This is a genomic window from Brevibacillus centrosporus (assembly GCF_046622605.1).
GTDB classification, from domain to species: domain Bacteria; phylum Bacillota; class Bacilli; order Brevibacillales; family Brevibacillaceae; genus Brevibacillus; species Brevibacillus centrosporus.
In genome coordinates, this window is sequence record NZ_CP176856.1 from 270,001 (window position 1) to 285,875 (window position 15,875).

At 47.6% G+C, this 15,875-nt stretch carries 10 protein-coding genes, 10 tRNA genes and 1 rRNA gene (1 of these 21 running past the window's edge); 20 read left to right on the forward strand and 1 reads right to left on the reverse strand.

Annotation, left to right across the window (positions count from 1 at the left end; translation table 11 throughout):
• From ACLIN2_RS01575 to rocF, 12 genes are all read left to right on the forward strand, one after another.
• A 23S ribosomal RNA gene (locus ACLIN2_RS01575) occupies nucleotides 1-1,061 on the forward strand (it extends 1,866 nt beyond the left edge of the window).
• A gap of 53 nt (nucleotides 1,062-1,114) precedes the next feature.
• Nucleotides 1,115-1,190: transfer RNA gene (locus tag ACLIN2_RS01580), tRNA-Asn, on the forward strand.
• A 4-nt stretch (nucleotides 1,191-1,194) separates the two neighbouring features.
• A tRNA-Thr gene (locus tag ACLIN2_RS01585) sits at nucleotides 1,195-1,270 on the forward strand.
• 23 nt (nucleotides 1,271-1,293) lie between these two features.
• Nucleotides 1,294-1,370: transfer RNA gene (locus ACLIN2_RS01590), tRNA-Glu, on the forward strand.
• A 4-nt stretch (nucleotides 1,371-1,374) separates the two neighbouring features.
• A tRNA-Val gene (locus ACLIN2_RS01595) sits at nucleotides 1,375-1,450 on the forward strand.
• A gap of 171 nt (nucleotides 1,451-1,621) precedes the next feature.
• Nucleotides 1,622-1,706 (forward strand) — tRNA-Tyr (locus ACLIN2_RS01600).
• Nucleotides 1,707-1,726: 20 nt separating this feature from the next.
• Nucleotides 1,727-1,801, forward strand: a tRNA-Gln gene (locus tag ACLIN2_RS01605).
• A 7-nt stretch (nucleotides 1,802-1,808) separates the two neighbouring features.
• Nucleotides 1,809-1,884: transfer RNA gene (locus tag ACLIN2_RS01610), tRNA-Lys, on the forward strand.
• A gap of 20 nt (nucleotides 1,885-1,904) precedes the next feature.
• Nucleotides 1,905-1,978: transfer RNA gene (locus ACLIN2_RS01615), tRNA-Arg, on the forward strand.
• Between the two features lie 47 nt (nucleotides 1,979-2,025).
• Nucleotides 2,026-2,102 (forward strand) — tRNA-Pro (locus ACLIN2_RS01620).
• 7 nt (nucleotides 2,103-2,109) lie between these two features.
• Nucleotides 2,110-2,183: transfer RNA gene (locus tag ACLIN2_RS01625), tRNA-Gly, on the forward strand.
• Between the two features lie 180 nt (nucleotides 2,184-2,363).
• Nucleotides 2,364-3,260: an arginase gene (rocF, locus tag ACLIN2_RS01630; RefSeq protein WP_092277472.1), complete on the forward strand. Its 897-nt coding sequence runs from the start codon at nucleotides 2,364-2,366 to the stop codon at nucleotides 3,258-3,260.
• A 108-nt stretch (nucleotides 3,261-3,368) separates the two neighbouring features.
• On the opposite strand, the gene ACLIN2_RS01635 is transcribed toward rocF, so the two are convergent.
• Nucleotides 3,369-3,521 carry an aspartyl-phosphate phosphatase Spo0E family protein gene (locus ACLIN2_RS01635; RefSeq protein ID WP_092277475.1) on the reverse strand — a complete coding sequence of 51 codons (153 nt, stop codon included), beginning with the start codon at nucleotides 3,519-3,521 and terminating at the stop codon, nucleotides 3,369-3,371.
• 178 nt (nucleotides 3,522-3,699) lie between these two features.
• Here ACLIN2_RS01635 and sigW point away from each other — a divergent pair, with 178 nt between their 5' ends.
• The 8 genes from sigW to ACLIN2_RS01675 all read left to right on the forward strand — a co-directional run bounded on the left by sigW (nucleotide 3,700) and on the right by ACLIN2_RS01675 (nucleotide 14,877).
• The gene (sigW, locus tag ACLIN2_RS01640; protein WP_092277479.1) at nucleotides 3,700-4,263 is read left to right on the forward strand and encodes an RNA polymerase sigma factor SigW; all 564 of its coding nucleotides are present in this window, start codon (nucleotides 3,700-3,702) and stop codon (nucleotides 4,261-4,263) included.
• A 17-nt stretch (nucleotides 4,264-4,280) separates the two neighbouring features.
• Nucleotides 4,281-4,904 carry a zf-HC2 domain-containing protein gene (locus ACLIN2_RS01645; RefSeq protein ID WP_411503056.1) on the forward strand — a complete coding sequence of 208 codons (624 nt, stop codon included), beginning with the start codon at nucleotides 4,281-4,283 and terminating at the stop codon, nucleotides 4,902-4,904.
• A 107-nt stretch (nucleotides 4,905-5,011) separates the two neighbouring features.
• The gene (gene cdaA / locus ACLIN2_RS01650) at nucleotides 5,012-5,830 is read left to right on the forward strand and encodes a diadenylate cyclase CdaA (protein ID WP_092277485.1); all 819 of its coding nucleotides are present in this window, start codon (nucleotides 5,012-5,014) and stop codon (nucleotides 5,828-5,830) included.
• Nucleotides 5,823-7,067, forward strand: coding sequence for a CdaR family protein (locus ACLIN2_RS01655; RefSeq protein WP_092277488.1), 1,245 nt, complete (start codon nucleotides 5,823-5,825; stop codon nucleotides 7,065-7,067). Before cdaA ends, ACLIN2_RS01655 begins: the two co-directional genes overlap by 8 nt.
• A gap of 43 nt (nucleotides 7,068-7,110) precedes the next feature.
• Nucleotides 7,111-8,457: a phosphoglucosamine mutase gene (gene glmM / locus ACLIN2_RS01660; protein WP_092277491.1), complete on the forward strand. Its 1,347-nt coding sequence runs from the start codon at nucleotides 7,111-7,113 to the stop codon at nucleotides 8,455-8,457.
• Nucleotides 8,458-8,943: 486 nt separating this feature from the next.
• Nucleotides 8,944-10,776, forward strand: a complete 1,833-nt coding sequence (gene glmS / locus ACLIN2_RS01665) for a glutamine--fructose-6-phosphate transaminase (isomerizing) (RefSeq protein ID WP_122925423.1) — start codon at nucleotides 8,944-8,946, stop codon at nucleotides 10,774-10,776.
• A gap of 900 nt (nucleotides 10,777-11,676) precedes the next feature.
• Nucleotides 11,677-12,699 carry an HD-GYP domain-containing protein gene (locus ACLIN2_RS01670; RefSeq protein ID WP_122961079.1) on the forward strand — a complete coding sequence of 341 codons (1,023 nt, stop codon included), beginning with the start codon at nucleotides 11,677-11,679 and terminating at the stop codon, nucleotides 12,697-12,699.
• A gap of 669 nt (nucleotides 12,700-13,368) precedes the next feature.
• Nucleotides 13,369-14,877 carry a phospholipase D-like domain-containing protein gene (locus tag ACLIN2_RS01675; protein ID WP_411503057.1) on the forward strand — a complete coding sequence of 503 codons (1,509 nt, stop codon included), beginning with the start codon at nucleotides 13,369-13,371 and terminating at the stop codon, nucleotides 14,875-14,877.
• The last annotated feature ends 998 nt before the right edge of the window (nucleotides 14,878-15,875 follow it).

The window sequence follows — 15,875 nt, forward strand, 5'->3', positions numbered from 1 at the left end:
GGTGCTGGAAGGTTAAGGGGATGGGTTAGCGCAAGCGAAGCTTTGAACCGAAGCCCCAGTAAACGGCGGCCGTAACTATAACGGTCCTAAGGTAGCGAAATTCCTTGTCGGGTAAGTTCCGACCCGCACGAAAGGCGTAACGACTTGGGCGCTGTCTCGGCAAGAGACCCGGTGAAATCATAATACCTGTGAAGATGCAGGTTACCCGCGACAAGACGGAAAGACCCCATGGAGCTTTACTGTAGCCTGGTATTGGAACTTTGTGCATCATGTACAGGATAGGTGGGAAGCTGAGAAGCAGGGGCGCCAGCCTCTGTGGAGCTGTCGGTGGGATACCACCCTTGATGTACGGAGTTTCTAACTCGTCGCCCTTATCGGGCGAGAGGACCATGCCAGGTGGGCAGTTTGACTGGGGCGGTCGCCTCCCAAAAGGTAACGGAGGCGCCCAAAGGTTCCCTCAGAATGGTCGGAAATCATTCGTAGAGTGTAAAGGCAGAAGGGAGCTTGACTGCGAGACCTACAAGTCGAGCAGGGACGAAAGTCGGGCTTAGTGATCCGGTGGTTCCGCATGGAAGGGCCATCGCTCAACGGATAAAAGCTACCCTGGGGATAACAGGCTTATCTCCCCCAAGAGTCCACATCGACGGGGAGGTTTGGCACCTCGATGTCGGCTCATCGCATCCTGGGGCTGAAGTAGGTCCCAAGGGTTGGGCTGTTCGCCCATTAAAGCGGTACGCGAGCTGGGTTCAGAACGTCGTGAGACAGTTCGGTCCCTATCTGTCGCGGGCGTAGGAAGTTTGAGGAGAGCTGTCCTTAGTACGAGAGGACCGGGATGGACGCACCGCTGGTGCACCAGTTGTCACGCCAGTGGCACAGCTGGGTAGCTATGTGCGGACGGGATAAGCGCTGAAAGCATCTAAGCGTGAAGCCCCCTCCAAGATGAGACTTCCCACAGCGCAAGCTGGTAAGACCCCTCATAGACGATGAGGTTGATAGGTTCGGTGTGGAAGCGTGGTAACACGTGGAGCTGACGAATACTAATCGGTCGAGGACTTATCCACACATCTTAGCAAACATGCAGATCCAGTTTTGAAGGCGCGAATCCTTCAAACGTTCCTCGGTAGCTCAGTTGGTAGAGCAATCGGCTGTTAACCGATCGGTCGGCGGTTCGAGTCCGTCCCGAGGAGCCATTTCGCTCCTGTAGCTCAGTCGGTAGAGCGTTTCCATGGTAAGGAAGAGGTCGCAGGTTCGATTCCTGTCGGGAGCACCATGAACTCTTGTCCAGAATCTTATGGCCCGTTGGTGAAGCGGTTTAACACAGCAGCCTTTCACGCTGTCATACAGGGGTTCGAATCCCCTACGGGTCACCATAGTGGAGGCTTAGCTCAGCTGGGAGAGCATCTGCCTTACAAGCAGAGGGTCGGCGGTTCGATCCCGTCAGCCTCCACCATTTACTTCGTCTTGGTTTCGGCTCGGGATCTCACCGTTCCGGTTCACCCTCGGAGTAATTTCAAAGGAGTTAAGCTCGGGTACATCTGATCTTGCTTGCCAACGTAGGACATTCGACGTAGAGGCGCAAGTAGGAAGCGATCCCGTCAGCCTCCACCACTTAATTAAATATGGGGAGATAGCGAAGTGGCTAAACGCGGCAGACTGTAAATCTGCTCCCTCTGGGTTCGGCGGTTCGAATCCGTCTCTCCCCACCAGTTTTTACTTTTTTTGTTTTTGGGGTATAGCCAAGCGGTAAGGCAACGGACTTTGACTCCGTCATTCCTAGGTTCAAATCCTAGTACCCCAGCCATTTGCACGAGCCATTAGCTCAGTTGGTAGAGCATCTGACTTTTAATCAGAGGGTCGAAGGTTCGAGTCCTTCATGGCTCACCAGTTTTTACCCAATTAAATATGTGCCCTTAGCTCAGCTGGATAGAGCGTTTGACTACGAATCAAAAGGTCGGGAGTTCGAATCTCTCAGGGCACGCATTTTTTCCTTGCAACTTTTACTGTTCAGGGATAAGATAAATAAATCGGGAAGTAGCTCAGCTTGGTAGAGTACTTGGCTTGGGACCAAGGGGTCGCAGGTTCGAATCCTGTCTTCCCGACCATTTTTTTGCGGGTGTAGTTCAATGGTAGAACTCCAGCCTTCCAAGCTGGTCGCGTGGGTTCGATTCCCATCACCCGCTCCATACGCAATATATAGAAGAACGAGTACCTGAAAAGGCTACTCGTTTTTTTGTTTTTCATTTAGACCAATGGGCCTAAATGGGTTAATTATGCAAAATCCTGTCGAGTTGAGTCAATTCTCTTTTCGAGGCTACAATAGAACTGTTGAAGTTAGATGCGAGCTGAGGGAAGGGAGCACAAATATGAACAAAAACATTAGCATTGTTGGGGTACCGATGGATCTAGGTGCGGACCGCCGCGGAGTTGATATGGGACCGAGCGCCATTCGCTATGCAGGAGTCGTTGCCCGTTTGGAGAAAATGGGAATGAATATCCAGGATCGGGGAGACATCGCAGTAACTCGTCCTCATCAATTTTCGGAAACAGAAAATCATAAATATCTCGATGAAGTGGTCGATGCGAATATCAAGCTGGCTGAGGTTGTAAGCGATATCATGCAGGAAGGGCGTTTCCCTCTGGTACTCGGGGGAGATCACAGCATCGCTCTCGGTACCGTAGCAGGCGTAGCCAAGCACGTAAAAAATCTCGGCGTCATTTGGTTTGATGCGCATGGCGACTTAAACACAGGGGAAACCTCTCCATCTGGAAACATCCACGGGATGCCTCTGGCGGCTAGTCTAGGCTTTGGACATCAGCGACTGGTGAATATCGGCGGATTTGCACCAAAGCTGAAGCCGGAAAATGTTGTGATTATCGGTGCACGAGATCTAGACATGGGAGAGCGTGAACTTATCAAGCGCATTGGCATGAAAGTGTTTACGATGCATGAGATCGATAAGCTGGGTATGGCGCGTGTGATGGATGAAGCGATCGCGCATGTATCCAAGAATACGGACGGCGTGCATCTCAGCCTCGATCTGGATGGTTTGGATCCGCATGATGCACCAGGAGTTGGGACTCCGGTTATAGGCGGAATCTCATACCGCGAAGGCCACGTATCTTTGGAGATGCTGGCAGATGCGGACATTCTGTGTTCAGCTGAGTTTGTGGAAGTAAATCCAATTCTGGATAGTGAAAACCTCACGGCACGCGTCGCTGTCGCGCTGATGAGCTCTGCGTTTGGCGATAAGCTGCTGTAGCCATCAGTCAGGATACCATACGAAATAAATATCAAAAGAGAGGGGCTAATCAGCCGCCTCTCTTCTACGTTTCCGCATCTTTACATCGCTGGGGGAAAACAGTACATTCTAAGGATGGAGATGCAGTTCATTTAACAGGTGATCGAGCTCTACACTTAGCTGAAGCAGTTCAGGAGTAATGGTCTCCTGTGCTTTGTACCGATCATTCATTTCTTTGCGGAGCTTTTCGATCTGGAGGAGAACGTCATTTTTTTTCGACATTTGGCCCACTCTCCTTTACAGCGTTAGGTTAAAAGGGCTACCATCACTATTATATAGAGGGTAAAGCTACGCTTATTCCTGTATTTCCCAACAAATTACCTGCACAAACATCAAAAAGTTACGAAACCATTTGCAGCATTATCCGTATATAGGATTACGGTATTGTGGGGAGGATGGCATGGATTTTGTAGAGAAGCGGTTAACTCAACGAGCGAAGAATGGTGACCGCGAAGCCTTTGCCGAGTTGATCGAGATTTATAAGGATAAGATATTCCAGCTTGCTTATCGTATGGTGGGGAACCGCCAGGATGCAGAGGACATCGCGCAGGAAACCTTTTTGCGGGTATATGCCAATTTGCATTCGTACGATGACAGCTTCAAATTCTCGACCTGGATCTACCGTATTGCGACCAATTTGTGTATCGACCGTGGGCGTAAGAAGCGGCCCGATTTTTCATTGGATGAAGAAACGGAGCCAGGGCAAGGCATGGACTGGTATTCGCGCTTGTCGTCAAACGAGCGTACACCGGAAGACAAAGTAGTCACGCAGGAATTGCAGGAGACGGTTCAGGATGCGTTGTCCCATTTGCAGCCCAAATACCGCTCGATCATGATCCTGCGATATATTGAAGATCTGTCGCTGCAGGAAATCAGCGATATTGTGAAGCTGCCTGTAACGACGATCAAAACGCGAATCCACCGTGGTAGGGAAGCCCTGCGCAGCAAGCTGCGATTGATGTGAGAAAGGAGAAAATCAAGATGGAATGCCGGGAAATGATCATTCTCATCCACGAGTATCTGGATGGGGACACTGATGAGCTGAGCAATCAGCATTTGCAAGCACATATGAAAACCTGTGTGAGCTGCCGTCAGCATATGCACGAGTTGCAGCGGGCCATCGCTTTCGTGCAGAGTGCTTCACATATTCACGTTTCTCCTGATTTTACAGCCCGTGTCCTCGCACAATTGCCTGCTGAGACAAAGAAAAACCTGTTTTCGGGCTGGCTTCGGAGGCACCCGTTTCTTACAGCGGCCGCTGTCTTTCTCTTTTTGATGACGGGCAGCCTGTGCGCCAACTGGTTTGATCGGGATAATATCTTGCAAGTTTCCTCTGCAAATATGGATAAACTGAAAATAGATCGTGAACGAAATGTAGTTGTCGTACCAGCTGGCACCAGCATCGACGGTGATTTGGTCGTACGAAACGGAAATGTCGAAGTGCAAGGGCAAGTAAAAGGGAATGTAGTGGCAATCGAAGGAAAGGTATTCGTAGCCTCTACCGCCCAAGTAGCTGGAAATACGGAATCCATCGAAGCGATCGTCGATTGGATCTGGTATGAAGTGAAAAATATTGGAAATGACTTGCTTCCCGCCTTGCCATAAGAGAAAATAGAGAGTACAGCTATCTACAGCACGGCAGCGGAGCCGTGCTTTTTCCACAGGAGATAGCGTGACTTCATTGAGATGGAGCGAGATATGGGGGCTTCGTTATGATATCGTTGGATTATGGCGATTTGCTACGGTATGGAACGGACATTTTACTCGTTACATACGTGATTTATAAAATAATTATGCTCATTCGCGGGACGCGCGCAGTACAATTGTTGAAGGGGATCATGGTCATCGTGATCACCTGGCTCCTCAGCAAGTATTTTCAGCTCACCACCTTGCACTGGTTGATGTCGCAGGCCTTTACCTTCGGGGTATTGGCGGTCGTGATCATCTTCCAGCCGGAATTGCGACGTGCCCTCGAGCAACTGGGGCGAGGCAAGCTTTTTTCTCGCTCTAGCACCATTCAGGATGACGACATGGTCAATCGCTTGGTGAAGGAAGTGTGCAAATCGGTTACGTACATGGCCAAGCGTCGGATTGGTGCGCTGATCGTTATCGAGCGTGAGACGGGGCTGAATGACTACGTCGAAACAGGTATTGCGATCAATGGACGGGTGAGCTCCGAGCTGTTGATCAACATTTTTATCCCGAATACGCCGCTGCATGATGGAGCAGTGATCATGCGCAAAGACGTGATTCTGGCAGCTGCTTGTTATTTGCCGTTGTCGGAAAGCAACTCGATCTCCAAGGAATTGGGGACGCGTCACCGTGCCGCGATCGGGGTAAGTGAAGTCTCTGATGGTATGTCCATTATCGTGTCCGAGGAGACCGGGCAAGTGTCCTTTGCCGCACATGGTACAATGAACCGCAATCTGACAGAGGAACAGCTGGCGGAGATTTTGACAGAACAGCTTCAGCCTCTCTCAAAGAGCAAATCCATGGGAAGTCGTTGGCATTGGAGGCGAAAACATGGATAAATGGTTAAATAGTCATTGGTTTGCTCGCGCGGTCGCGTTGCTTTTGGCTGTCATGATGTGGATGGTCGTCAATCTGGAGACAGAACAGACGACGACACCTGAAGCAAGTCAGCCGGTTTTTATTGATGGGGTCAATTTGCATGTCAAATACGATACAGACCGCTTTCAGGTCGTCAAGCAACAACGAACGGTCAAGGTGGCACTCGAGAGCAGCAACCCGTTTTATCGCCATAACTTCTTCCCTGCTGATTCATGGGAGGTCTATGTAGACGCGACAGGGCTTGGCAAAGGAACACATAGAGTCCCTGTTCAGTACAAAGGCTTTCCGGATGAGGTGAAGGTAGGGATTATCCCGAATATCGTGGAAATCACCCTCGAGGAGAAAAAGACGGTGGAGCGGGAAGTGGATGTCGAAATGCTCGGGGTGGTCGCACCGGGATATACCGCTGGGGAACCGATTGTGAAGCCGTTCCGTGCGCTTGTGCGCGTGCCGGAAAGTCAGGTAGATAAAGTAGCTGCCGTGAAGGCGTCAGTCGATCTGGAAGGAGCCACATCGGCGATTAAGACTACAGTCCCACTCAAAGTGGTGGACAAGTCAGGAAATGTGATTCAGGGAGCAGACGTCGTGCCGCTTACCGTAGAAGTGAACATTCCTGTCACCAGTCCGTTCGTTAAAGTGCCAGTCAAATTAAACTTGACGAATGAAATGCCAAATGGCTATAGTTTGGCTAGTGTGGATATGAATGTGGAAGAAGTTACTGTATATGGACCAAAAGAGGTCATTGACGCCATGAAGTCGAGCACCTACTCAGGTCCGGAGATTGATCTGTCGAACATTACATCAGATCGTCTGTTAGAGCTAAAGATACCGGTAATGGATAACATCGTGAAAGTAGAGCCGGAGTATTTGAAAGTGTCGTTGAAGGTGGTGCCTTCTACAACGAAGCGTTTGGAAAAGGTACCGATCCGTATTAGCGGGCTATCAGAAAACTTGCAGGCCAAAGTACTGTCTACAGACGGTCAGGAGATGTCTACAATTGATTTTGATGCCGTAGGGGCGGCTCAGATTTTGAATCAGTTGAGACCGGAAGACTTGCAGGTCGTAGCAGATGTCAGCAGTATGCCGGCTGGAGTGTATGAGATTGCGTTGAACTACATCTTCCAATCTGATTACCTGAGGCCATCAGAAAGCGCACCCAAGAAGGTCACAGTAGAAATCACGAACAAGCAAAGGTAGACATAAGCTGTTGTGTGCACAAGGAAGGAAATGAGGGACAAACATGGGGAAGTATTTCGGAACTGACGGTGTACGCGGTGTGGCAAACGCACAGCTAACACCCGAACTGGCATTTAAAATCGGACGCGTTGGCGGTTATGTTCTCACGAGACACAAACAAGAAGGCAAGCCAAAAGTAGTGATTGGACGTGATACGCGGATCTCCGGTCAAATGCTGGAAAACTCACTTTTGGCGGGCCTGCTATCGGTCGGAGCTGAAGTGGTCAGATTGGGTGTTATCTCTACCTCGGGTGTGGCATACCTCACACGAGCGTTGGGAGCAGATGCGGGTGTCATGATTTCCGCCTCCCACAATCCGTTTCCGGATAACGGCATTAAGTTCTTCGGCAGCAACGGCTTTAAACTGTCCGATGAAGTAGAAGTAGAAATCGAACAATACCTGGATGCGACAGAGGACACATTGCCTCGTCCGACAGGTGAAAATATCGGAACGGTACTGGAGTTTTTGGAGGGAGGACAGAAATACCTGTCTCACCTGAAAAGCACGGTATCCGAGCGGTTTGATGGCTTGAAGGTCGTGCTGGATTGCGCGAATGGGGCGGTTTCCTCACTGGCAGCGCGTCTGTTTGCCGATGTCGATGCTGAGGTGATTACCATCGGCGCGAATCCGAACGGAATCAACATCAACGATCAATGCGGCTCTACTCATCCTGAGCGCGTTCAGGAGGAAGTGCTGAAACATAAAGCCGATCTGGGTCTTTCCTTTGACGGCGATGCGGACCGTTGTATCGCCGTGGATGATACTGGTGAAATCATCGACGGCGACTACATCATGGCGATCTGCGCACGTGCGCTAAAAGCCAAAGGGAAGCTGAACAACAATACAATCGTGACGACTGTCATGGCCAACATGGGCTTTTTCAAAGGCATGGAGGAATGCTCCATCAATACCACCAAGACCGCTGTTGGGGACCGCTATGTAGTAGAAGAAATGCTGCGTGGCGGCTACAACCTGGGCGGAGAGCAATCCGGACATATCGTTTTCTTGGATTACAATACGACGGGAGACGGCCTCTTGACTGGCCTGCAGCTCCTCAATATCGTCAAGGAATCGGGAAAACCTTTGTCCGAGCTCAAAAAGGTTATGGTGAAGTATCCGCAGCTTTTGATCAATGTGCGGGTAGAGGATAAATCCAAGCTGAATGGCAATGTCGCTATCGAACAGGCTATTCGCGAGGTGGAGGAGGAGCTGGCTGGAAACGGTCGCGTACTCGTTCGTCCTTCTGGCACGGAGCCAATCGTTCGCGTCATGGCAGAAGGTCCAGATGCGTCCCAGCTCGAGGGCTTGGTTCATCGGATCGTCGATGTGGTCAAACAGGAATTGGTGTAAAAAATATGTGGAGGGAGTGGTTCGTAGCCACTCCCTTTTGCATACTAGTAAAAGACAAAGAGAGGATTGTCGCTAACAGCGAGATGTGGTACAGTGTTCATGTGCGTCTGGCTTGTTGCACAATCTGTATGGGAAAGGGAGGCGATTCGCGGAAAAAGAACGAAGATCCGAAATGCGATGATCAACTTGTTGGAAAGCGCCAGCACTGCGGCAGACCGGATGTGCCCAGTGGACGAGGTGGAGGTTTATCGAAGGATTCGGCGGATACCTCCCGGGAGCAGTATCACTACCGTGGAGCGCAGGTACAAAATATCGGAGAGATCCGATGGACAAAAACCTGTGCATGATACGTTTTAGATTGTCAGTGGACGATTTACGATGAATGCAAAACGTGAATATATAAAATAAATGGAATGGCGGGGGCACACCCCCGTACCATTGGCATTGGGTTGTGTCCCCGCCTTATTTGGAAGGGGATCATCACTTATGTGCGGAATCGTTGGATATATTGGAAATAAACAAGCGCAGGATATTATCATCGGGGGTCTTCGCAAGCTGGAGTATCGTGGATACGACTCGGCTGGGGTTGCCGTAATCAACGAGAAGGGATTGGAGCTGGATAAAGCACAGGGCCGTCTGGCTGTGCTGGAAGAGCGTCTGGAATCTCATCCGTTGGGTGGTTTTATGGGGATTGGGCATACACGTTGGGCGACACATGGAAAGCCGTCTGACGAGAATTCTCACCCACATACCGATGCAAAGCATTCCTTTGCTGTCGTGCATAATGGAATCATCGAGAACTTCCTGCCGATCAAAGAAGAGCTGCTGAGCAAAGGCTATACCTTTACTTCTGAGACCGATACCGAAGTCATCGCTCATTTGCTGGCTGACTTGTATGATGGGGATATCGTTTCGACTGCACGCAAAGCGGTACAACGTATGCGTGGTGCCTACGCTTTGGGAATCATGACCGAGCATGAGCCAGATAAGCTGGTGGCAGTTCGTCTGGCAAGCCCACTGGTTGTGGGTGTGGGCGATGGCGAAAGCTTCATCGGTTCGGACATCCCGGCGATTTTGGAGCATACGCGTGACGTGTACATTTTGAACGAAGGCGAAATGGCTGTGCTCACCCGCGACGGCGTCGAGCTGATGGATGCAGAAACCGGCGAGAAAATCGAGCGGGAGCTGTTCCATGTCGAGTGGGATCTGGTGCAAGCGGAAAAAGGCGGCTACGATTCGTTTATGCTCAAGGAAATTCATGAGCAGCCACAAGCCGTTCGTGAAACCATGGGCGCTCGCATCGATCTGGAGCAAAAGCGTGTGATCTTGCCTGAGTTGAAAATGAGCGATGCTGAGCTGGCGAAGTACGATCGCATCTACATCGTCGCGTGCGGTACCTCTATGCATGCTGGGCTGGTCGGAAAAGATGTCATTGAAAAATGGACCCGCGTGCCTGTAGAGGTTGCTGTCGCATCGGAATTCCGCTACCGTGATCCGATCTACACAGACAACACCTTGATGATCGTCATCAGCCAATCCGGTGAGACGGCCGACACACTGGCTGCTCTACGTGAAGCGAAAAAGACCAACGTCAAGGTCATGGCCATCACCAACGTAGTTGGAAGCTCCGTAGCTCGCGAAGCAGATGAGGTCCTGTTCACATGGGCTGGACCAGAAGTAGCGGTTGCGTCCACAAAGGCGTATACGTCCCAGGTCGTTACCTTGTATCTGTTCAGCTTGTATCTGGCACAGGTAAAAGGCACGCTGAAAGCGGCTGAGGTCGCTGAAGTGGTAGACCACTTGCAAGACATCCCTGCGAAAATCACTTCCTTGCTGGAAGACGCTGAGCAGGTACGTCACTTTGCTGAGAGCACCAAAGGCGTAAACAGCCTGTTCTTTATCGGACGCAGCCTCGACTATGCGGTGTCGCTGGAAGGCTCTTTGAAGCTCAAGGAGATCTCTTATATCCACTCCGAGGCGTACCCGGCTGGTGAACTGAAGCACGGTACCCTGGCGCTGATTGAAGATAACGTACCAGTCGTTGCACTGGCTACTCAACCAGATATCTACGAAAAAATGGTGAGCAACATCGTGGAAGTCAAAGCCCGCGGCGCACGCGTACTGGGCTTTGCCATGGAAGGCAACACTGACCTGGCGAAGAGCGTCGATGAAGTCATCTACCTGCCAACCACGCTGCCAATGCTCGCACCAATTCTGACCGTCATTCCATTGCAATTGCTGTCCTACTTTGCTTCCGTCGCTCGCGGCCTGGACGTGGATAAACCACGGAATCTGGCGAAGAGTGTGACGGTGGAGTAGGGGACGAATAGGGTATAAGGGTTGTTGTCCAGAGATAATAATGTCAGTCACAAAATAATAGACTTTGTCACAATAAAATATAGTCTGTAACTGGGTAATGAAGTTTGTCACTTTGATGTTACGTAAAAAGAACTGTGAAACCAGTAAAAAAATATGAAGCTGCTTAGTTTAGTCCCGATGATGGAATTAATGATCATCGGGACTTCTTTTATTCCATCTAGGGGTGATACTATTTTGACTATGGGTAACCGAATAAAATTTTATAAGAAAAGCGAATAATTATCCGTGAACAGCACAACAGAGTCCGTACAATAGTACAATCATTCGTTCCCATGGATTACGTACAAGTATGTCAAAAAGAGTAAGGAAAAAATGAAGTCATTAAGCATGCTTTTTGACAGTTGAGAATTACGTTAACGTGTTACATAAGACAATTGTTCAAAAAAGCAAGAAGGGGAGATGACTCCATAAATAAAAAAAGGTCAAGCAGTAAAACAGGCTGACCGACGCGTTCAAAGTATCAACTGTTCAAGGATGATAAAGTATTAGACTGACTTAGTTGATTTAACGGAAATTCTGCATTAGAAAAGCTCTTACCTAAAAAAATTAGTTCTAGACTATTCAATCCTGCCGTACAAAAAGCCAGTCAACACACGATAATAAAGTGTTGAACTCCACCCCAATTGTTAGACACACCTAACAGTTGGAGGTGCATTTCTTCGGCCTTATACGGAAATAATCATTTAAATCCTATTTTCGTTTACTACTTGTTTTCCGTAAGTAAGACCGAACCAAGTCCATCTGTTATACCTAGTATTCTTATAAGAATAATGTTTGGTTTATATCATACATGGGTATATGATCTGCAAATAGTTATATTTTGGGTTGAGGTGTACCTATATGATAAGCAGCTTGCGTAGTGCGTATAAATTCGGATTAATTACATGTTTAGTGATTGGTTTTTGGTTGATTGCCTATATGACCAATGGAGTAAACGCAACCATTAACTTTTTCTACTTTACGATTATTTTAAGTGCCTATTTTTGGGGAGCATCTGGTGGTGTCGTTGTAGGGTTAATCGTAGGTATTGTAGGTGGCCCTTTGTTGCCTGATCATGTATCCAGTGGTGTTGACCAGTTATTCTCTCAATGGTTTACTAGGATGTGTTTTTATATTGTACTTGGCTTCTTGGTGGGAAAATTGTTTTCATCACTTAATCGGCAAAAGGAAGAACTCCTTTCCGAAAAGCAGGTTGTAGAAGAACAGAACACGAAAATTATACTGCAGCGTGACGAAATTATTAGACAAAATAAAGAGCTAAAAAATCAAAGGGATCAAATTGAGCACCACATGAGGCAAGGCCGTGATTTTGGTTGGGGAATGGTTAGAGCGTTGGCCCAAGCTATCGAGATCAGGGATTCGTACACCAGTGGTCACTGTTATCGAGTAAGTGGATTGGCTACTCGTATTGGTGAGCGCATGGGATTAGATGAATGGACAGTCATTTATTTGAAGTGGGCAGCCCTCGTTCATGATATTGGCAAGATCGGAATTCCAGAAGCACTTCTGAATAAACAAGATAAGTTAACTACGTACGAATATGACATTATGAAGCAACACCCCATGCTTGGTGCTTTAATTATGAAAGACATTCCTTATGGAGATCGGGTATTAGACGGTGTTCTTCATCACCACGAACGCTTAGATGGAAAAGGTTACCCTTATGGAATCAAAGGGGACGAAATTGGGTTACAGGCGCGCATTATCGCGGTATGTGATGTGTGGGACGCATTAACTTCTGATCGAGCCTATCGGGATGCTCTACCGAAAAATGTGGCTTTGAAGATCATGGAAGAAGGACGGGGTACACAATTTGATCCGATGATCTTGGACTATTTTTTTAGCATTATAAATGAGGACTAGTATCCAGAAAGTCAGGGAAAGCACGAAAAACAATGTGTTTGACTGGCTTTTTTATTGTAAATCTAACAGGTTCCGGGTAATCTTCTTTTCCGGTAAGGAAGGGCAGCTCCTTCTGATGGGCTTACACAGGGATGACCCACATCTTCAACAAACCCTCGAGCGAGTCAATATGATCGAAATACGCATGCCTCAGTACAATTGCTTTCGGTTTGGCCGATGGATTCGCTTTTTTCCCCACTTCGGAGATGTAGTCGGAAAATCTAAGCATGCCGGCATCGATCAGCCACTATTCATCTCTTCCGGGATTTCCGACTTCAGGGATATAGTTTTAACCCATATAAAGCGTATTTTGCAGCTAAAGATGCTGGTGGAGAAAGACCAGTATAACTTTAATGAAAAAAATATACAAATACACAGGTAAAACACACGAAGTTCCACTTACTAAAAGAAAGTCGGAACTTAGAAGTGTAGTAGGAGAGGATACTATTGAAGTAGTGGCATATAAGGGAGGACACTAGCACATTGTACTGACCGATTGCTTCAGCAACTTTCAATATATCTGATTGATTGTAACAGATGAATACCTCTGAGTGCATAATCTGTAAAACCCAAGCGCATACACATGTCAGATTTAGCACATGTTATGGATGAACAAGGGAGGGATTTTAGTTGATGTGGTTTCTTTGGTTGTACCTATTAAATACGTTCTTTATGTTAATAGTTGCGATTCGCGAGGTGCGCAGGCCGGCCAAAGCTTTAATTTGGCTAACCATCTGCCTCATTTTGCCTGTTATCGGTTTCGGACTCTATCTTAGCACAACGAATCCAGTGTGCATTCGTCGAGAAAGACTGACGTCTCCGCACAATAAGTCGGACAAGTTGCCTGATTCATTCAGCCGCTCAGCCTTGGTCATCGATCATGCTTTGCGGCATTTCACCGTGCATGGCCTTCGGACAGGCCAAGTCCAGGTGCTTACCAACGGCATTGAAACCTATGAAAAACTTATGGAATCCATACAAAACGCACAAAAAGCGATTGATCTGGAATATTACATTTACCGTGATGACCAAATTGGTCATCGCATCACAAATCTGCTGATTGAACGTGCAGCGGCCGGTGTACAAGTTCGTTTTGTGAGAGATGGCTTAGGGAGTCGAAAATTCCCGCGATTTCAGATCAAACGAATGATGGATGCAGGGATTGAATGCCGGACGTTTTTTCCAGCGCGCCTCCCTTGGATATTGTCCAATTGGAATTACCGGGATCATTGTAAGATCGTCACGATCGACGGAAAAGAAGCCTTTACAGGAGGGATTAATGTCGGGTATGAGTATACCGGATTGAAGCCGAACGTAGGGTTCTGGCGTGACACCCATTTGCGAATCGAAGGTGAAGCTGCCCTCGATTTACAGACTATCTTTGACGCCCATTGGAATATCGCTTCTCCGGAACAGATGAAAACGAGGACACACAGGTACACAAAAAATGAAGGTACACATTCAGAGAACATTACTTTAACCGACAGACCAGTTCTTTCCGGATGGTTGGCAGAATGGGGCGCTGAATTGGGCACGATGGATGGAACCAGTATTGACAAGGCTCCGAACAAAGGGGCATTGCAGAAAGCCTATGTGCAGACGTTTGAAGGCAATCCTGGAATTCCTACTCCAATCATCCGGGAGGTTTCCTTCATTTGCCTGACACAAGCGACCAAAAGCATTGATATCACTACCCCCTACTTTGTGCCCGATGAAGATATCATCATGGCGATAAAAACAGCTGTGGCACGCAGTGTGCGAGTAAGACTGCTGGTTCCTAGTCAAACGGATCTTTCAACTCTGATCGTGGGCGCTGCAAGCCGTACCTATTTCGGTGAACTACTGGAAGCCGGGGTCCATATCTATCTATACGAAAAAGGTATGTTACATGCGAAGGTAATGATTATCGATGAGGAGATTGCCGAAGTGGGCTCAGCAAACTATGACCTGAGAAGTCATCGTCTGAATTATGAAGTTTGCGAAATCTTATACAGTGACGATGTTGCACAAGAACTCATGAAGCAATTCGAGCGCGATCTCACTGATTCGGTACAGTTAAGTATAGAGGATGTACAACATCGTCCGCTTTCACAGCGCATTCTCGATCAAGGAGCCCGCCTGCTTTTTCCGCTGTTGTAGCACATTACAATAACCATCTCTTTTCATATGTTAAAAAGCTCTTACTGTTATTTTAGACGTTTTGGGTAGACCTGAAAAATTTAGCTTGAGACGATGTTAAAATTCCCATTTTAGAAATCTAGTGGTAATTACTCTTGAGTCTACAGCAGAGAATCCCTCAAAAAATAATGGGGGATTTTTAGTTTTCTACAAAAAAAGCAAGGAATGTGGATTTCCTTGCTAAGTCACCTTTGTGTTTTGAGTTATGCAGTTGTAAAACATATGCAGGTAGCTTAGTTATGGTGAGTTTTAATGTGTTTCCAGTTTAGCCATTCGTTTTATTAACGATTCAATCTTTTTGAAAATGATCAATCTGGTATTCCAATCTAAACTGATGTCAAAAGTTTGGTATACGAATTTTCCCTTCATTCTTTCCGAAGAATGTATATCGTTGATGGATCGGAGTTCCTTGAGAAAATCGTGCATAACTCAACATTCCTTTTCTGCTTTCATACATAATAGTCGTTCGTTTGGCTTTAAGAAAAACGCATACATTAGCACATTCATTTTCATAATCCAAGAGTGAATGCAGTTACCGGCGTCATAAATGTTCGTGACATTTTTTCTAATTTAGAATTGAGTACGAATTGCCTAAAATATGATTGGCCCCTGGTGTCGTGATGCTGATACTTCCAGTCTACTTTGCGCATGGTGTCAGCGACGATGGTACTACCCCTACTCGTCATTTTTGGGGGTTTAAGACCGTGGCTAGCTCGTAAAAAAGAAGGCTCATTTTCTGCTTTCCAAAAGTATCAAATGGTATTTCGAGTATTTTATTGTCTCCCAGTTACGCTAACAGGTTCGTTGGGCAGACGCTTTGAATGTTAGAGACGCCATGGGCGTCTTTTTTATTAACGGTGATAATCGTTTCACGTCACAGAATGTATCTTCTGTGGCGTGTTTTGTAGAACATTATGATAAGTCCATCATTTAGGTAGTAAGAGAAAAGACAGGGCACG